The sequence below is a fragment of the Teichococcus aestuarii genome, assembly GCF_042651065.1.
GTDB classification, from domain to species: Bacteria; Pseudomonadota; Alphaproteobacteria; order Acetobacterales; family Acetobacteraceae; genus Pseudoroseomonas; species Pseudoroseomonas aestuarii.
Genome location: NZ_JBHSCH010000015.1, coordinates 1 through 13,522, shown reverse-complemented (window position 1 = coordinate 13,522; position 13,522 = coordinate 1). Strand labels below are relative to the sequence as shown.

Sequence of the window (13,522 nt, the reverse complement as noted above, 5' to 3'; positions counted from 1 at the left end):
CGCCTGCGCCGCCACGCCATTCCGTTCGGCCCTGCGCATCGCGATCCTTGCGCGCGCCGCCCCCCGCCGCCATCTTGTTTTCACGATGGCAAGACGTGCACGCGAGGACGAATTCCCGGAAGCTTCCCGCCGGCCCACCACGGGCTGGGGGCGCCCTGGTGGCCTGCAGGCGGAATACCTGGGCGGCCAGCTCCTGGTGGCCATGCCGAGCATGCAGGACCCGCGCTTCGCGCGCGCGGTCATCTGCCTCTGTGCCCACTCGGCCGATGGCGCCATGGGCATCGTGCTGAACAAGCCCCTCGAGAATCTGAGCTTCGAGGAGCTGCTGAAGCAGCTGGAGGTCGAGCCCCTGCCGCCGCACCGGCAGATCCGCCTGCTGGCCGGCGGGCCGGTCGAGGGCGGCCGCGGCTTCGTCCTGCACACCACGGACTGGTCGAGCGAGGGCAGCCTGAAGGTGACCGGCGATCTGGCCCTGACCGCCAGCGTCGATATCCTCAAGGCCATCGCGGGCGGCGGCGGGCCGCGTCAGGGGCTGCTGGCGCTGGGCTATGCCGGCTGGGGACCTGGCCAGCTGGAGGACGAGATCCAGCGCAATGCCTGGCTGAACGTGACGCCCGACGAGACCCTGCTCTTCGAGGGCATGCCGGACGAGAAATGGCGCCAGGCCCTGGCCAAGCTGCGCATCGATCCCCTGCTTCTTTCCGGCACCGCCGGCCACGCCTGAGGTGCCGGCGGCCCGCCCTGCCGCTGGGCGGAATGGCACAGCGTCCGATTGGGTTCCGTCCGCCGGCTGAGCCGTCTTTCCGCGGGGAAAGGCGGTGGCGGCCGCCTCTTCCCGGCTTCCGGCCCTTTCAGCCACGCAGCGCGAGGGGCAAGCTCGAGCCTGGCAATTATTCCTGAGAAGAAATATTTTGTGCGGGGCAAAAATCCCTAACAGCCCCGGAAGATATCGTGTATAAATAAATCACATACTTGTGATCGAAGGGCGCCTCGATGGCCTCCCAGTTCCACCGCACTCCCTCGCGTGCGATCCGCCTGAAGCAGCATGATTGCTTATCCCAAAAGCTCCTGAGCGCTTTTCATCAGGCCTGTGACGAAGGCGATCCTTATTGCGGCCTGATCCTGCTGGAACTCCTGGAAATGGAGTTGCAGGGCATGGCGCCGGGCGAAGCCCGCAACCGTGCGCTGGAAGGCCTCATCATGGCCTATGAGAAGCTGTGGCAGCTCTGCCCCACCGCCCTTCCCTTCGCTGTCCGGAACACCGTTTGCGGCGTGGCCCACTAGGTCGCTTCCCGTCCGCACTGGCTCACGGAATACGCCCCGGATCGTTGTTTTTGCGAGCATCTTCGCCCGGCCTGACGATCCTGTCCGGCCGGGTGAAGATGCTCTAGCCATCCGGCCCCACCTCTTCCGGGCGCCTTGCCCGCGCGGCGATAGCGCGGCAGGAGGTGCGGAGCAGGCGAGCACCCTGCGTGGCTTCCCCGCCCCGTAACAAGCGGCCAAGCCCACTCTCTTCAGCCATGCCTTCCTGTTCCCGGAGAGGCGAGAGCCTGTCCTGGAGAGGCAAGAGGGCGGATCTTCCTGCCCAGGGCCGCGGCATTTGGCCCGGCCCCCGGCCTTCCGGCGCCACCGCACCGGCGGCCTCCTGCTCCCGCCGCGCCATGCTGCCGTCGGGAAGCAGGGCCTGCCGCCAGGACATCCTGGAGGAAGAAGGCCAGCGTCCTGCGCCGTGTCGCGGCCCAGGGCATCAGCCTTTTCCATCCCGTAGCGGACGGCCGACATGAAGGCCCCGGATCAGCAACTTCACCGCCCGAAATGAAGTTCTTAAGAATGGATGATTAACTTAATTTAATCATCGTTTCTTCAATAGAAATTTATGTTTTGTCGCCGATTTTTTGACGATTTACTATAAATTTAAATAAAGACTCTGATGTTTTGCAGAAACACCTTAGAAAAAGGTCTCCTTGGAATTCTTTTCCTAACACTTCACTAAAAGAATTTTCATGTTATACACAGATGGCTGCTGCCAGGAGGAATGTGTTGCCCCTTTCAGCGATTTTGTGGATCAGCTTTCTTGGGTCCGCGCTCGCGCGCCCGCTGGCGCTGCGGCTGGGGCAGCGCGCCGGCTGGGTTCTGGCGATCCTGCCCGCCAGCCTCTTCGGTCTCCTCTGGATCGCCGGCAGCGGCCTTGAAGGCGCCGGGGCCATCGTCGAGGAGGTGGCCTGGGTGCCCAGCCTCGGCATCACGCTCGACCTGCGGCTGGATGGCTTCTCGCGCCTGTTCGGCCTGATGATCACCGGCATCGGCACGCTGGTGACGATCTATGCCGGCGCCTATTTCGCCGACAAGCCGCCCCACAAGGGCGCCAGCTTCCTCGCCCTGATCCTGCTGTTCATGTCCGCCATGCTGGGCACGGTGCTCTCCGACAGCCTGATCGGGCTGTATGTGTTCTGGGAGCTGACCAGCCTCGTCTCCTTCCTGCTGATCGGCTTCGACTCTTACAAGGCCTCGGCCCGCAAGGCGGCGCTGCAGTCGCTCATCGTCACCGCCGGCGGCGGGCTGGCGCTGTTCGCCGGCATCCTGCTGATCGGCATGGAGCTGGGCAGCTTCTCGCTCAGCAACGCCATGCAGAACAGCGCGGCGCTCGCGGCCTCGCCCTGGTGCGGCACCATCATGGTGCTGGTGCTGCTCGGCGCCTTCACCAAGTCGGCGCAGGTGCCCTTCCACTTCTGGCTGCCCAACGCCATGGAGGCGCCGACGCCCGCCTCCGCCTACCTGCACTCCGCCACCATGGTGAAGCTCGGCGTCTATCTGCTGGCACGGTTCGACCTGGCCTTCGCGCAGGTGCCGGCCTTCGGCACGGCGCTGATCGTCTTCGGCGGGCTGACGGTGCTGGTGGCCTCGGTGCGGGCGCTGTCGCGCACCGGCTACAAGGCCGTGCTGGCGCAGTCCACCGTCTCCTCGCTCGGCGTGCTGGTGCTGCTGATCGGGCTGGAGGGGCCGGTGCCGGCCACCGCCACGGTGGGCTTCATGCTGGCCCATGCGCTCTACAAGGCCACGCTGTTCTTCTGCGCCGGCACCGCCATCCACGCCACCGGCCGCACCAGCCTGGTGGAGATCAACGGGCTGCGCCGCGCCCTGCCCGTCACCGCCGTGGCCGCCGCCCTGGCCGCCGTGGCCATGGCAGGCCTGCCCCCCACCTTCAGCTTCATCGCCAAGGAATACCTGTTCGAGGCGCAGCTCGAATCCGGCAGCGGCTGGTTCGCACTCGTCGCGCTGGTGCTGGGCAGCGCGGTGTTCGTCGCCATCGCCGGCATCGTCTCGCTGCGCCCCTTCTTCCTCGGCCGCAGCCGCGAGGGCGCCGTGCACCATGGCGAGACGCCGGGGCTGTTCCTCGGCCCCGCGGTGCTGGCCACGCTGGGGCTGCTGCTGGGCCTGCTGCCCGGCCTCGCCGTGGCGCCGCTGCTGGGGCCGGCGGCCAGCGCGCTCGTCGGCCAGGCGCTGCCCGTCTCCCCCGCCCTCTGGCATGGCCTGACGCCGATGCTGGGGCTGAGCGCGCTCGCCGTGCTGCTCGGCCTCGCGCTCTACCTGCTGTGGCCGCGCCTGCTGGCCCGCCTCGCGCATCTGGATTGGCTGGACCGGCTGCTGGGCGATGCCGGCTACAACCACGCCTTCGAGGGCGTGCTGGCCCTGGCCCGGCGCTGCACCCTGGTGCTGCAGAATGGCGACCAGCGCCGCTACACCGCCACCGTGGTCGGCGCCACGCTGCTCGTCACCGCCGTGGGGCTGGTGCTGGCCGCGCCGCCGCTGGCCATCGACCTCTCGCTGGAAGGGCTGCGCCTGGCGCCGGCGGTGGTGGTGGGGCTGATGGTGGCGGCCGGCTTCGCCGCCACGCGGATGCGCTCGCTGCCGGCGGCGCTGGTGGCGGTCGGCATCGTCGGCTTCGGCTCGGCGCTGCTGTTCCTGCTGAACGGCGCGCCGGACCTCGCCATGACGCAGTTCTCGGTGGAGGCGCTGCTGGTCGTCATCCTGGCGGCGCTGCTGCTGCAACTGCCGATCCGGCCGCCCTCCACCCGCAGCGCCGGGGAGCGGCGGGTGGACGCGCTGCTGGCCGGCGGCTTCGGCCTCGTCACCTTCGCCGCCCTCGCCGCGATGACGGCCGCCCCGCTCGACCTGCGCCTGACCGAGTTCTTCGCCGCGCGCAGCTATCCGGAAGCCTTCGGCCGCAACGTGGTGAACGTCATCCTGGTCGATTTCCGCGCCATCGACACGCTGGGCGAGATCGCCGTCGTCGCCTTCGCCGCCATGGCGGTGTGGGGGCTGCTGGCGCGCCGCGCGAAGGGCAAGGAGCCGACATGAACTCGCTCATCCTCTCCGCCTTCTCGCGCTTCCTGTTCGCGCTGATGCTGGTGGTCTCGCTCTACATCCTCTACCGCGGCCACAACGACCCGGGCGGCGGCTTCGTCGGCGGGCTGATGGCGGCGGCGGGCTTCGCCATCCTGGCGATGGCCGACGGGGTGCAGGCGGCGCGCCGCATGGTGCGCGTCCATCCCGTGGCGCTGATGGGCGCGGGGCTGGTGCTGGCGCTGCTCAGCGGCCTGCCGGGGCTGGTCAACCGCGGCTCCTTCCTGGCGCATTGGTGGTTCCACGCTGGCGACTTCCACAGCGGCACGGCGCTGGCCTTCGACATCGGCGTCTATCTGGCGGTGCTGGGCGGCATCCTCGCCCTGATCCTGCGCTTCTACGAGGAACAGCCCGAGGCATGAACCTGATCTATGCTCTGGCCATCGCGCTGCTGACCGGCTGCGGGGTCCACATGCTGCTCTCGCGGCATGTGGTGCGCATCATCCTCGGCGTCTCGCTGCTCTCGGCGGCGGTGAACCTGGTGATCTTCTATTCGGGCCGCATCTCCTCCACCGTGCCGCCGGTCATCGAGCCGGGCAGCAGCGCATTGTCCGAGGCGGCCGCCAACCCGCTGCCGCAGGCGCTGATCCTCACCGCCATCGTCATCGGCTTCGCGCTCATCGCCTTCGCCGCGGCGCTGGCGCTGCAGGCGCAGCGCTCGATCGGCACGCTGGACAATGCCGGGCTGGACGTCGCCGAATCCCTCGGCACGCCCTTCGACGGGCCGGAGAAGCGCCGGTGAGCGGCATGCTCCTGGCGCAGGCCGTGCTGTGGCCGGTGGCCATCCCGCTGGCCACGGCGGCGCTGGCGGCCTGCTGCTGGCAGCGGCTGGCCGCGCAGCGCGCCATCTCCGCCGCCGGCGTGCTGCTGATGTTCGCCGCCACCCTGCTGCTGCTGTGGCAGGTGCGGGCGGAGGGGGTGCAGGCCGTGCAGTTCGGCGGCTGGGCGGCGCCCTTCGGCGTCAGCTTCGTGGCCGACCGCTTCAGCGCCGCCATGGCCGCCATCACCGGGCTGATGGCCTTCGCCACATGGCTGTTCGGCCAGGCCGACATCCGCCGGCGCGAGGAGCGGGCGGGCTTCCACCCGCTGTTCCACGGCATGCTGGCCGGCGTGAACGGCGCCTTCCTCACCGGCGACATCTTCAACCTCTATGTCTGGTTCGAGGTGATGCTGATCACCGCGATGGGGCTGCTGGTCATCGGCCGCACCCGCGCGCAGCTCGACGGCGTGCTGAAGTACGCCGTCCTCAACCTGTTCTCGACGCTGATCTTCCTGATGGCCGTGGCGCTGCTCTACGGCGTCGCCGGCACGCTCAACATGGCCGACCTCGCGGTGGTGCTGCCGCAGGCCGGGCCGTCGCTGACGCTCACCATCTCGGCGCTGCTGCTGCTCTGCGGCTTCGGCATCAAGGCGGGCTACTTCCCGCTGTTCTTCTGGCTGCCCGCCTCCTACCACACCGCCTCGATCACGGTGGCCGCGATCTTCGCCGGGCTGCTGACCAAGGTCGGCGTCTATGCCTGCTTCCGCGTCTTCACCCTGATCTTCACGGTGGAGGGCAGCGGCCTGCGCGAGATCCTGGCGGTGATGGCGGCCTGCACCATGCTGTTCGGCGTGTTCGGCGCGGCGGTGCAGTGGGATGTGCGCCGCATCCTGTCGTTCCACATCGTCAGCCAGATCGGCTACATGCTGCTGGGGCTGGCGGTGGCGACGCCGGCGGCGCTGGCGGGCGGCATCTTCTACATCATCCACCACATCGTGGTGAAGGCGAACCTGTTCCTGCTGGCGGGCGCCATCCACCGCGCCTCCGGCACCTTCGACCTGCGCCAGAGCGGCGGGCTGATGCGGCGCAGCCCGCTGCTGGCGGCGCTGTTCCTGGTGCCCGCCCTCTCGCTCGGCGGCATCCCGCCGCTCTCCGGCTTCTGGGCCAAGTTCATGGTGATCGACGCCAGCTTCCGCGGCGGCCAGGGCTGGCTGGCGGCCGTGGCGCTGGTGACCGGCATCCTGACCCTCTACTCCATGACCAAGATCTGGATGGAAGCCTTCTGGAAGGACCCGCTGATGCCGCGCCCCACCGCCCGCGCCGTGCCGGCGCCGATGCTGGCGGCCATCGCGCTGCTGGCGGCGGTGACGGTGGCGATCGGCCTGCAGGCGGAGCCCTTCGTGGCCTATGCCCAGTCCGCCGCACAGGCGCTGGTCGAGCCGTCCGACTACATCGCCGCCGTGCTGGGCGCGGTGCCGGCGGAGGGCGGCGCGATGGCGGAGCCGCGCCCATGAGCCTGCGCCTGCTCTCCCCGCCCCGCTTGGCCGGCATGGCGGTGCTCGCGGTGGTGTTCCTGGCGGAGCTGGTGAAGTCCTCAGTCTTCGTCGCCCGGCTCGCCTTCGCGCGCGACCCGCGGATGCGCTCCGGCATCATCGCCTACCCCATCGCGCTGCGGACGGAGTTCGGCACAGCCATGCTGGCCAACCTCATCACGCTGACGCCCGGCACCTGCTCGCTGCATGTCAGCGAGGACCGCCGCACCCTCTATATCCACGCTCTGGACATCACGGCGCCGGAGGAGATCATCGCCGGCATCCGCACCGCCTTTGAAGACAGGATCCGGAGGATCGAAGGATGATGGCCACGCTCTCCTCCCTGTTCGACTGGCTCTCGACGGCGCTCATCCTGCTGCTGATGGTCCCGCTCGGCATGACCTGCGCCCGAATGCTGAACGGCCCCGGCTATGCCGACCGCTTCGTGGCGCTCGACATGCTGACCGGCCTGGCCGTGGCCATCGCCGCGCTGGTCGCCTCCGTCACGCTGCGGCGCGAATTCCTGGACGTGGCCTTCGGCATCTCGCTGATCAGCTTCGTCGCCACCTGCGCCCTGGCCGCCTTCCTGGAGCGCAAGAAGGGGCCACGCGGATGACCACCCTGCTGCTTCTCCTGGCGCTGGCCGCCAAGTTCCTGGGCGTGGTGTTCCTCTTCGCCGCCGCCCTCGGCGTGCTGCGCTTCGCCGACCCGTTCCAGCGCATGCACGCGGCCACCAAGGCCGGCACGCTCGGCGCCGGCTTCGTGATCCTGGGCGTGGTGCTGGAATTGCAGCGGACGGACGCCACGCTGGTCGGGCTCTGCGCCATCCTCTTCCTGCTGCTGACCATCCCCATCTCGGGGCATCTGCTCGGGCGCGCCGCCTTCGTCTCGGGCGCCCTGGCGCCCGGCCTCGACGATGACGGGGCGCTGGCGGCCGAGATCGGCCGGGCCAAGAAGCCGCTGGAGCAGCGTGCCCGCCGCAAGCCCTGACCGCCGGCGCCGCGCCGCTCAGAAGGGCCGGCTGTAGCGCACATAGGGCAGGAGCGCGGCATCGTCCTGCCCGCGGTAGGGCCGGTACCGCCAGGGATCGGTCTCCCCGCCGACCAGGATGCCGTCCCGGTCCGGCTCCTCCGTCATCTCCAGCTCTCCCGAGGCGGCGCAGCCGCCGAGGAGCAGCAGGAGGGCGAGGCATCGAAAGCGTGGCATGGCATCTCGCGATGATGATCCGCGAGGATGTTACGGCGAGGAGCGCGGCGCGTCGGTAACAATAGGTAAGAGGGCCGAGGGATAAGCATATCCATGGCCCCGCCTGTCCGGACTTACCCTTCCCTCTGCGCTCGCACGCAGGCCCAGAAGAGGATGGGCGCAGTCGGAGGCCGGCAAGGCGAGAGATGCTGGCGGGGGGGGGAATGGCGGAGAGGGTGGGATTCGAACCCACGGTACCCTTGCAGGTACTTCGGTTTTCGAGACCGACGCGATCGACCACTCTGCCACCTCTCCGCGGCGCCTCGGTCGTCAGGCGGGCGGGGTATAGAGGGGCTTCACGCCGGACGCAACGCAGACTTGCGGGGAAATTCGTCGAATCCGCCCCGCCGCGTTGACTCCCCCGACCCCCCGGGGCTATACGCCCCTCCTCCCGGCGAGGCCTCGTGTCGCGCCGATGGCCGTTTCTCGGCCGACCATCGTTTCAGATCAGGCCAGTACGGCAGAGCTTTTTCAGGGCGCCCCATGACCTACGCAGTGATCCGCACCGGCGGCAAGCAGTACCGCGTCACCCCGGACGCCGTGCTGATCGTCGAGAAGCTGGAGGCCGAACCCGGCCAGACCATCACCTTCCAGGATGTCCTGGCCATCTCCGGCGAGGCCGGGCTGACGATCGGCGCGCCCATCGTGGCTGGCGCCAGCGTCACCGCCACGGTTGTCGAGCACAAGCGCGGTGACAAGGTCATCATCTTCAAGAAGCGCCGCCGGCAGAACAGCCGCCGCAAGAACGGCCACCGCCAGCACCAGACCGTGCTGCGCATCGCCGGCATCGCCGCGGCCTGAACAGACAGTCTTAGGAGACACCAACCATGGCGCACAAAAAGGCCGGCGGCTCCTCCCGCAACGGGCGCGACTCTGCAGGTAAGCGGCTTGGCGTGAAGAAGTTCGGCGGCGAGCACGTGCTGGCCGGCAACATCATCGTCACCCAGCGCGGCACGAAGATGGTCCCGGGCACCAACGTGCTCGTCGGCCGCACCCACTCGATCCACGCCGCCATCGAGGGCAAGGTGAAGTTCACCCGCCGCGCCGAGGGCCGCGTTCACGTCTCCGTCGAGCCGCTGCCGCAGGCCGCCGAGTAACACGCGCGCCTCCGCGAGCCGGATAGACCGCGAACGGGGGCCGCAAGGCCCCCGTTTTTCGTTGCAAGACCGCATTCCCTCCCCCGGACCACCTCCCCATGAAATTCCTCGACGAAGCCAAGATCTGGGTGAAGGCCGGTGACGGCGGCGATGGCGTCATCGCCTTCCGCCGCGAGAAGTACATCGAGTTCGGCGGCCCCGATGGCGGCAATGGCGGCAAGGGCGGCGACATCATCGTCGAGGCAGTGCCCGGCCTGAACACCCTCATCGACTACCGCTACGCCCAGCACTTCAAGGCCCGCAAGGGCGGCAACGGCGCGGGCTCCGACCGCACCGGCGCGGGCTCCGAGGATGTGGTGCTGAAGGTGCCGGTGGGCACCGTCGTGCTCGACGAGGACAAGGAGACGGTGCTGGCCGACCTGACCGTCGCCGGCCAGCGCGCCACCATCTGCGTGGGCGGCGATGGCGGCCACGGCAACGCGCACTTCAAGACCAGCACCAACCGCGCCCCCCGCCGCGCCGACAAGGGCTACCCCGGCGAGGAGCGCTGGCTCTGGCTGCGGCTGAAGCTGATCGCCGATGCCGGGCTGGTCGGCCTGCCCAATGCCGGCAAGTCCACCTTCCTGTCGGTGGCCAGCGCGGCGCGGCCCAAGATCGCCGACTATCCCTTCACCACGCTAACGCCGCAGCTCGGCGTGGTGCGGCTGAACGCCACCGAGGAATTCGTGCTGGCCGACATCCCCGGCCTGATCGAGGGCGCGCATGAGGGCGCCGGGCTCGGTACCCGCTTCCTTGGCCATGTCGAGCGCTGCGCCGTGCTGCTGCACCTGATCGACGGCAGCCAGCCCGACCCCGTGCGGGCCTACGAGACGGTGCGCGCCGAGCTGGAGGGCTATGGCGGCGGCCTCTCGGAGAAGCCCGAGATCATCGCGCTGAACAAGACCGACGCCATGACGCCGCAGGCCCGCGCCAGCCGCGTGAAGGCGCTGGAGCGCGCCACCGGCCGCCCCGTGCGGCTGATCAGCGGCGCCACCCAGGAGGGCGTGCCCGAGACTCTGCGCGCCCTGGCCGACACCATCTACCGCCACCGCGAGAGCCAGCCCGGATGATTCCCTCCCTCGCCACCGCCCGCCGCGTTGTCGTCAAGATCGGCTCCGCCCTGGTGGTGGACGAGGCGACGGCGGCGCCGCGCGAGGGCTGGATCGCCTCCGTCGCGGCCGATGTGGCGGCGCTGCGCGCGCGCGGCGTCGAGGTGGTGCTGGTCTCCTCCGGCGCCATCGCGCTCGCCCGCCGGGCGCTGGGGCTGACGCGCCGCAAGCTGCGCCTCGAGGAGAAGCAGGCCGCCGCCGCGGTGGGGCAGATCCGCCTGGCCGGCGCCTGGCAGGCCGCCCTCTCGCAGCACGGGCTGAACGCCGCGCAGCTGCTGCTGACGCTGGAGGACAGCGAGGACCGCCGCCGCTACCTCAACGCCCGCGCCACGCTGGGCACGCTGCTCGACCTCGGCTGCGTCCCCGTCATCAACGAGAACGACACGGTGGCCACCGCCGAGATCCGCTTCGGCGACAATGACCGCCTCGCCGCGCGCGTCGCCGAGATGATCCACGCTGACGCGCTGGTGCTGCTCTCCGACATCGACGGCCTCTACACCGCCGACCCGCGCAACGACCCTGCCGCCCGTCACCTGCCCGTGGTGGAGCGCGTGACGGACGAGATCATGGCCATGGGGGGCGAGCCGCCGCCGGGCTATTCTTCGGGCGGCATGCGGACCAAGCTGATCGCGGCGCGCATCGCCAATGGCGCGGGCTGCGCCATGGCCATCGCGCTGGGCAAGCGGGACAACCCGCTGCGCGCGCTGGAGGAAGGGGCGCGCTGCTCCTGGTTCCTGCCTGCGCCGGAGGGGCGCTCGGCGCGCAAGCAGTGGATCGCCGGCAGCCTGGCGCCGCTCGGCGTGCTGCGGGTCGATGCGGGGGCGGCGCGTGCGCTGCGCGCCGGCTCCTCGCTGCTGCCGGCCGGGGTGCGTGGCGTGGAGGGCGAGTTCGGCCGTGGCGACCCGCTCTCCGTGCGGGACGAGGCCGGGCTGGAGCTGGCGCGCGGCCTCTCGGCCTACGACGCCGAGGCGGCCCGCCAGATCGCCGGCTGCCGCTCGGAGGAGATCGAGGCCATCCTGGGCTGGCGCGGGCGGGACGAGATCATCCACCGCGACGACCTGGTCCTTCTCTGACAGAAAAAAGATGAGGGGGTCCGGGGGAGAATTTATTCTCCCCTGGCCTTCCGAGCCCCAAGGAACGCATGACCGTGGACGCGATGACGAACCCGATCCTCCCTGTCGCCCAGGCGGCCCGCGCGGCCGCCACCCGGCTGGCGCGGGCGGACCGACCGTCGAAGGACGCGGCGCTGCGCGCCGCCGCCGCCGCCCTGCGCGCCCGACTGACAGACATCCTGGCCGCCAACGCCGCCGACCTCGCCGCCGCGCCCGACCTCGCCAGTTCCTTCCGCGACCGGCTGACGCTGAACCCGGCGCGGGTGGAGGCGATGGCCCAGGGGCTGGAGGAGATCGCCGCCCTGCCCGACCCGGCGGGCCGCGTGCTGGCCGAGTGGACGCGCCCCAACGGCCTCGTCATCCGCCGCGTGGCGCAGCCGCTCGGCGTCATCGGCATGATCTACGAGAGCCGCCCGAACGTGACGGCCGATGCCGCCGGGCTCTGCCTGAAGGCCGGCTCGGCGGTGCTGCTGCGCGGCGGCAGCGAGGGCGCGCGCTCGGCCGCCGCCATCCATGCCTGCATCGTGGAGGGGCTGCGCGCGGCCGGGCTGCCCGAGGCCGCGGTGCAGATGGCCCCCACCCAGGACCGCGCCTTCGTCGGCGCCATGCTCGGCGCGGCGGGGCTGATCGACCTCATCATCCCGCGCGGCGGCAAGGGGCTGGTGACGCGGGTGATGCAGGAGGCGCGGGTGCCGGTGCTGGCCCATGCCGAGGGGCTGAACCACACCTACATCCACGCCGCCGCCGACCCCACCATGGCGCGCGCCGTGCTGGCCAATGCCAAGATGCGCCGCACCGGCGTCTGCGGCGCCACCGAGACGCTGCTGATCGACGCCGCCATCGCCCCTTCCCTGCTGCCGCTGCTGGTGGAGGATTTGCGCGCGCTGGGCTGCGACTTCCGCGCCGATGAGCGCGCCCGCGCCATCCTCCCCGGCCTGCCACCCGCCACCGAGGCCGATTTCGGCACCGAGTGGCTGGACGCCATCCTCTCCATCGCCGTGGTGGACGGGGTGGAGGACGCGCTGGCGCATATCCGCCGGCATGGCAGCGAGCACACCGAGGCCATCATCACCGAGGATGCGGCGGTGGCCACCCGGTTCCTCGACGGCCTCGACTCCGCCGTCGGCCTCTGGAACGCCTCCACCCAGTTCTGCGACGGCGGCGAGTTCGGCTTCGGCGCCGAGATTGGCATCGCCACGGGGCGGATGCATGCACGCGGGCCGGTCGGGCTGGAGCAGCTCTGCACCTACCGCTACCAGGTGCTGGGCACAGGGCAGACCCGGCCCTGAACCGGCTTCCCTCTCCCGCCGGCCTCGCCGCGCCGGGGCCGCATGGCGACGGGCGGCGGCGGCGCATCGGCCTGCTGGGCGGCAGCTTCAACCCGGCGCATGACGGCCACCGCCACGTGGCCGAGCAGGCGCGCCGCGCGCTGCGGCTGGACCAGGTGTGGCTGCTGGTCTCGCCCGGCAACCCGCTGAAGCCGCGCGCCGGCATGGCGCCCTTCGCGCGGCGGCTGGCCTCGGCCGAGGCCATCGCCGACGGGGTGCGGGTCGTCGCCACCGGGCTGGAGGCGGCGATCGGCCAGCGCTACAGCGCGCGAACCCTGGCCCGGCTGCAACGGTTGTTCCCGCGTGTGCGCTTCGTCTGGATCATCGGCGCGGACAATCTCTGGCAGTTGCCGCGCTGGCGGCGCTGGCGCGCCCTGGCGGCGCGGACGCCGATCGCGGTGCTGCCGCGACCGGGCTGGACGGACCGGGCGCCGAGCGTCGCCGCCGCCAGCACGCTGCGGCGGCACCGCCGGCTGCCAGGGGCGCTGCTGGCGCCAGGCGGCCATCCGCATGCGGGCTGGAGCCTGGTGCCGGCCCGCGAACACCCCGCCAGCGCGACGGCCCTCCGCCGCGCCGGCCACGACATCACAGGGACGGGCTGACAGCCCTCCCGACGGACGGATTGCTGGCCCCCGATGGGGGCCAAGCCCTACAAGACGCGACAAAGCACGACAGGAGGCCGCCATAGCCCGCACCCCGAAGAGCCCGGACGAGACCCGCCGCAAGACCGGCACGGCCTCGCGCACCGGCAGCACCAGCCGCCCCGCCGCCAAGGGCGCCACCCGCAAGCCCGCCCCGGCCAAGGCAGCCGACAGGCCGGCCCGCTCCGGCACGGCTTCGGCGAAGCCCGCCCGTTCCGCCCCGGCCGGCGCCACGCCCGCCCGCGCCAGCAGGTC

General features: G+C 70.8%; 16 protein-coding genes and 1 tRNA gene. 15 read left to right on the top strand and 2 right to left on the bottom strand.

What is annotated here, in order from left to right; translation table 11 throughout:
• Positions 1–85: 85 nt before the first annotated feature.
• From ACFOY6_RS08515 to mnhG, 9 genes are all read left to right on the top strand, one after another.
• A complete protein-coding gene (locus ACFOY6_RS08515) occupies positions 86–724 on the top strand; it encodes a YqgE/AlgH family protein (RefSeq protein WP_109516669.1) in 639 nt (212 codons plus the stop codon).
• A gap of 269 nt (positions 725–993) precedes the next feature.
• The gene (locus ACFOY6_RS08510; RefSeq protein WP_146201862.1) at positions 994–1,284 is read left to right on the top strand and encodes a hypothetical protein; all 291 of its coding nucleotides are present in this window, start codon (positions 994–996) and stop codon (positions 1,282–1,284) included.
• Between the two features lie 756 nt (positions 1,285–2,040).
• A complete protein-coding gene (mbhE, locus tag ACFOY6_RS08505) occupies positions 2,041–4,359 on the top strand; it encodes a hydrogen gas-evolving membrane-bound hydrogenase subunit E (RefSeq protein WP_379650130.1) in 2,319 nt (772 codons plus the stop codon).
• Complete coding sequence (locus ACFOY6_RS08500; RefSeq protein ID WP_109516667.1) at positions 4,356–4,766, top strand: MnhB domain-containing protein; 411 nt, start codon at positions 4,356–4,358, stop codon at positions 4,764–4,766. The genes mbhE and ACFOY6_RS08500 overlap by 4 nt, the downstream gene beginning before the upstream one ends.
• The gene (locus ACFOY6_RS08495; protein WP_109516666.1) at positions 4,763–5,146 is read left to right on the top strand and encodes an NADH-quinone oxidoreductase subunit K; all 384 of its coding nucleotides are present in this window, start codon (positions 4,763–4,765) and stop codon (positions 5,144–5,146) included. The genes ACFOY6_RS08500 and ACFOY6_RS08495 overlap by 4 nt, the downstream gene beginning before the upstream one ends.
• Before the next feature lie 5 nt (positions 5,147–5,151).
• On the top strand, positions 5,152–6,678 hold the full coding sequence (locus tag ACFOY6_RS08490) for a Na+/H+ antiporter subunit D (protein ID WP_379636151.1): 1,527 nt from the start codon (positions 5,152–5,154) through the stop codon (positions 6,676–6,678).
• Complete coding sequence (locus tag ACFOY6_RS08485) at positions 6,675–7,022, top strand: Na+/H+ antiporter subunit E (protein ID WP_109516664.1); 348 nt, start codon at positions 6,675–6,677, stop codon at positions 7,020–7,022. The genes ACFOY6_RS08490 and ACFOY6_RS08485 overlap by 4 nt, the downstream gene beginning before the upstream one ends.
• On the top strand, positions 7,019–7,312 hold the full coding sequence (locus ACFOY6_RS08480) for a monovalent cation/H+ antiporter complex subunit F (protein WP_379650128.1): 294 nt from the start codon (positions 7,019–7,021) through the stop codon (positions 7,310–7,312). The genes ACFOY6_RS08485 and ACFOY6_RS08480 overlap by 4 nt, the downstream gene beginning before the upstream one ends.
• Entirely contained in the window at positions 7,309–7,686 is a 378-nt protein-coding gene (gene mnhG / locus ACFOY6_RS08475; RefSeq protein WP_109516663.1) for a monovalent cation/H(+) antiporter subunit G, read from the top strand. The genes ACFOY6_RS08480 and mnhG overlap by 4 nt, the downstream gene beginning before the upstream one ends.
• An 18-nt stretch (positions 7,687–7,704) precedes the next feature.
• Here the strand turns inward: mnhG and ACFOY6_RS08470 are convergent, their stop codons facing one another.
• Positions 7,705–7,902 (bottom strand): hypothetical protein, encoded by a 198-nt coding sequence (locus tag ACFOY6_RS08470; RefSeq protein ID WP_146201861.1) that lies wholly within the window; start codon positions 7,900–7,902, stop codon positions 7,705–7,707.
• Positions 7,903–8,106: 204 nt separating this feature from the next.
• A tRNA-Ser gene (locus ACFOY6_RS08465) sits at positions 8,107–8,196 on the bottom strand.
• Positions 8,197–8,424: 228 nt separating this feature from the next.
• On the opposite strand from ACFOY6_RS08465, the gene rplU reads away from it, so the two are divergent.
• From rplU to ACFOY6_RS08435, 6 genes are all read left to right on the top strand, one after another.
• Positions 8,425–8,742, top strand: a complete 318-nt coding sequence (gene rplU, locus ACFOY6_RS08460; protein ID WP_109516662.1) for a 50S ribosomal protein L21 — start codon at positions 8,425–8,427, stop codon at positions 8,740–8,742.
• Positions 8,743–8,768: 26 nt separating this feature from the next.
• Positions 8,769–9,038: a 50S ribosomal protein L27 gene (gene rpmA, locus ACFOY6_RS08455; protein ID WP_109516661.1), complete on the top strand. Its 270-nt coding sequence runs from the start codon at positions 8,769–8,771 to the stop codon at positions 9,036–9,038.
• Positions 9,039–9,136: 98 nt separating this feature from the next.
• Entirely contained in the window at positions 9,137–10,147 is a 1,011-nt protein-coding gene (gene obgE / locus ACFOY6_RS08450) for a GTPase ObgE (protein WP_379650126.1), read from the top strand.
• Positions 10,144–11,259 (top strand): glutamate 5-kinase, encoded by a 1,116-nt coding sequence (gene proB / locus ACFOY6_RS08445; RefSeq protein WP_379650124.1) that lies wholly within the window; start codon positions 10,144–10,146, stop codon positions 11,257–11,259. Before obgE ends, proB begins: the two co-directional genes overlap by 4 nt.
• A 68-nt stretch (positions 11,260–11,327) precedes the next feature.
• Positions 11,328–12,587, top strand: coding sequence for a glutamate-5-semialdehyde dehydrogenase (locus ACFOY6_RS08440; protein ID WP_379635370.1), 1,260 nt, complete (start codon positions 11,328–11,330; stop codon positions 12,585–12,587).
• The gene (locus ACFOY6_RS08435) at positions 12,584–13,228 is read left to right on the top strand and encodes a nicotinate-nucleotide adenylyltransferase (RefSeq protein ID WP_379650184.1); all 645 of its coding nucleotides are present in this window, start codon (positions 12,584–12,586) and stop codon (positions 13,226–13,228) included. The genes ACFOY6_RS08440 and ACFOY6_RS08435 overlap by 4 nt, the downstream gene beginning before the upstream one ends.
• Positions 13,229–13,522: the final 294 nt, after the last annotated feature.

Coding starts and splice junctions, on each gene's coding strand:
- ACFOY6_RS08470 (WP_146201861.1), bottom strand. CDS start 7,902: ATGCCACGCTTTCGATGCCTCGCCCTCCTGCTGCTCCTCGGCGGCTGC.
- ACFOY6_RS08510 (WP_146201862.1), top strand. CDS start 994: ATGGCCTCCCAGTTCCACCGCACTCCCTCGCGTGCGATCCGCCTGAAG.
- rpmA (WP_109516661.1), top strand. CDS start 8,769: ATGGCGCACAAAAAGGCCGGCGGCTCCTCCCGCAACGGGCGCGACTCT.
- mnhG (WP_109516663.1), top strand. CDS start 7,309: ATGACCACCCTGCTGCTTCTCCTGGCGCTGGCCGCCAAGTTCCTGGGC.
- ACFOY6_RS08500 (WP_109516667.1), top strand. CDS start 4,356: ATGAACTCGCTCATCCTCTCCGCCTTCTCGCGCTTCCTGTTCGCGCTG.
- rplU (WP_109516662.1), top strand. CDS start 8,425: ATGACCTACGCAGTGATCCGCACCGGCGGCAAGCAGTACCGCGTCACC.
- ACFOY6_RS08490 (WP_379636151.1), top strand. CDS start 5,152: ATGCTCCTGGCGCAGGCCGTGCTGTGGCCGGTGGCCATCCCGCTGGCC.
- obgE (WP_379650126.1), top strand. CDS start 9,137: ATGAAATTCCTCGACGAAGCCAAGATCTGGGTGAAGGCCGGTGACGGC.
- ACFOY6_RS08495 (WP_109516666.1), top strand. CDS start 4,763: ATGAACCTGATCTATGCTCTGGCCATCGCGCTGCTGACCGGCTGCGGG.
- ACFOY6_RS08440 (WP_379635370.1), top strand. CDS start 11,328: ATGACCGTGGACGCGATGACGAACCCGATCCTCCCTGTCGCCCAGGCG.
- ACFOY6_RS08480 (WP_379650128.1), top strand. CDS start 7,019: ATGATGGCCACGCTCTCCTCCCTGTTCGACTGGCTCTCGACGGCGCTC.
- ACFOY6_RS08515 (WP_109516669.1), top strand. CDS start 86: ATGGCAAGACGTGCACGCGAGGACGAATTCCCGGAAGCTTCCCGCCGG.
- ACFOY6_RS08485 (WP_109516664.1), top strand. CDS start 6,675: ATGAGCCTGCGCCTGCTCTCCCCGCCCCGCTTGGCCGGCATGGCGGTG.
- proB (WP_379650124.1), top strand. CDS start 10,144: ATGATTCCCTCCCTCGCCACCGCCCGCCGCGTTGTCGTCAAGATCGGC.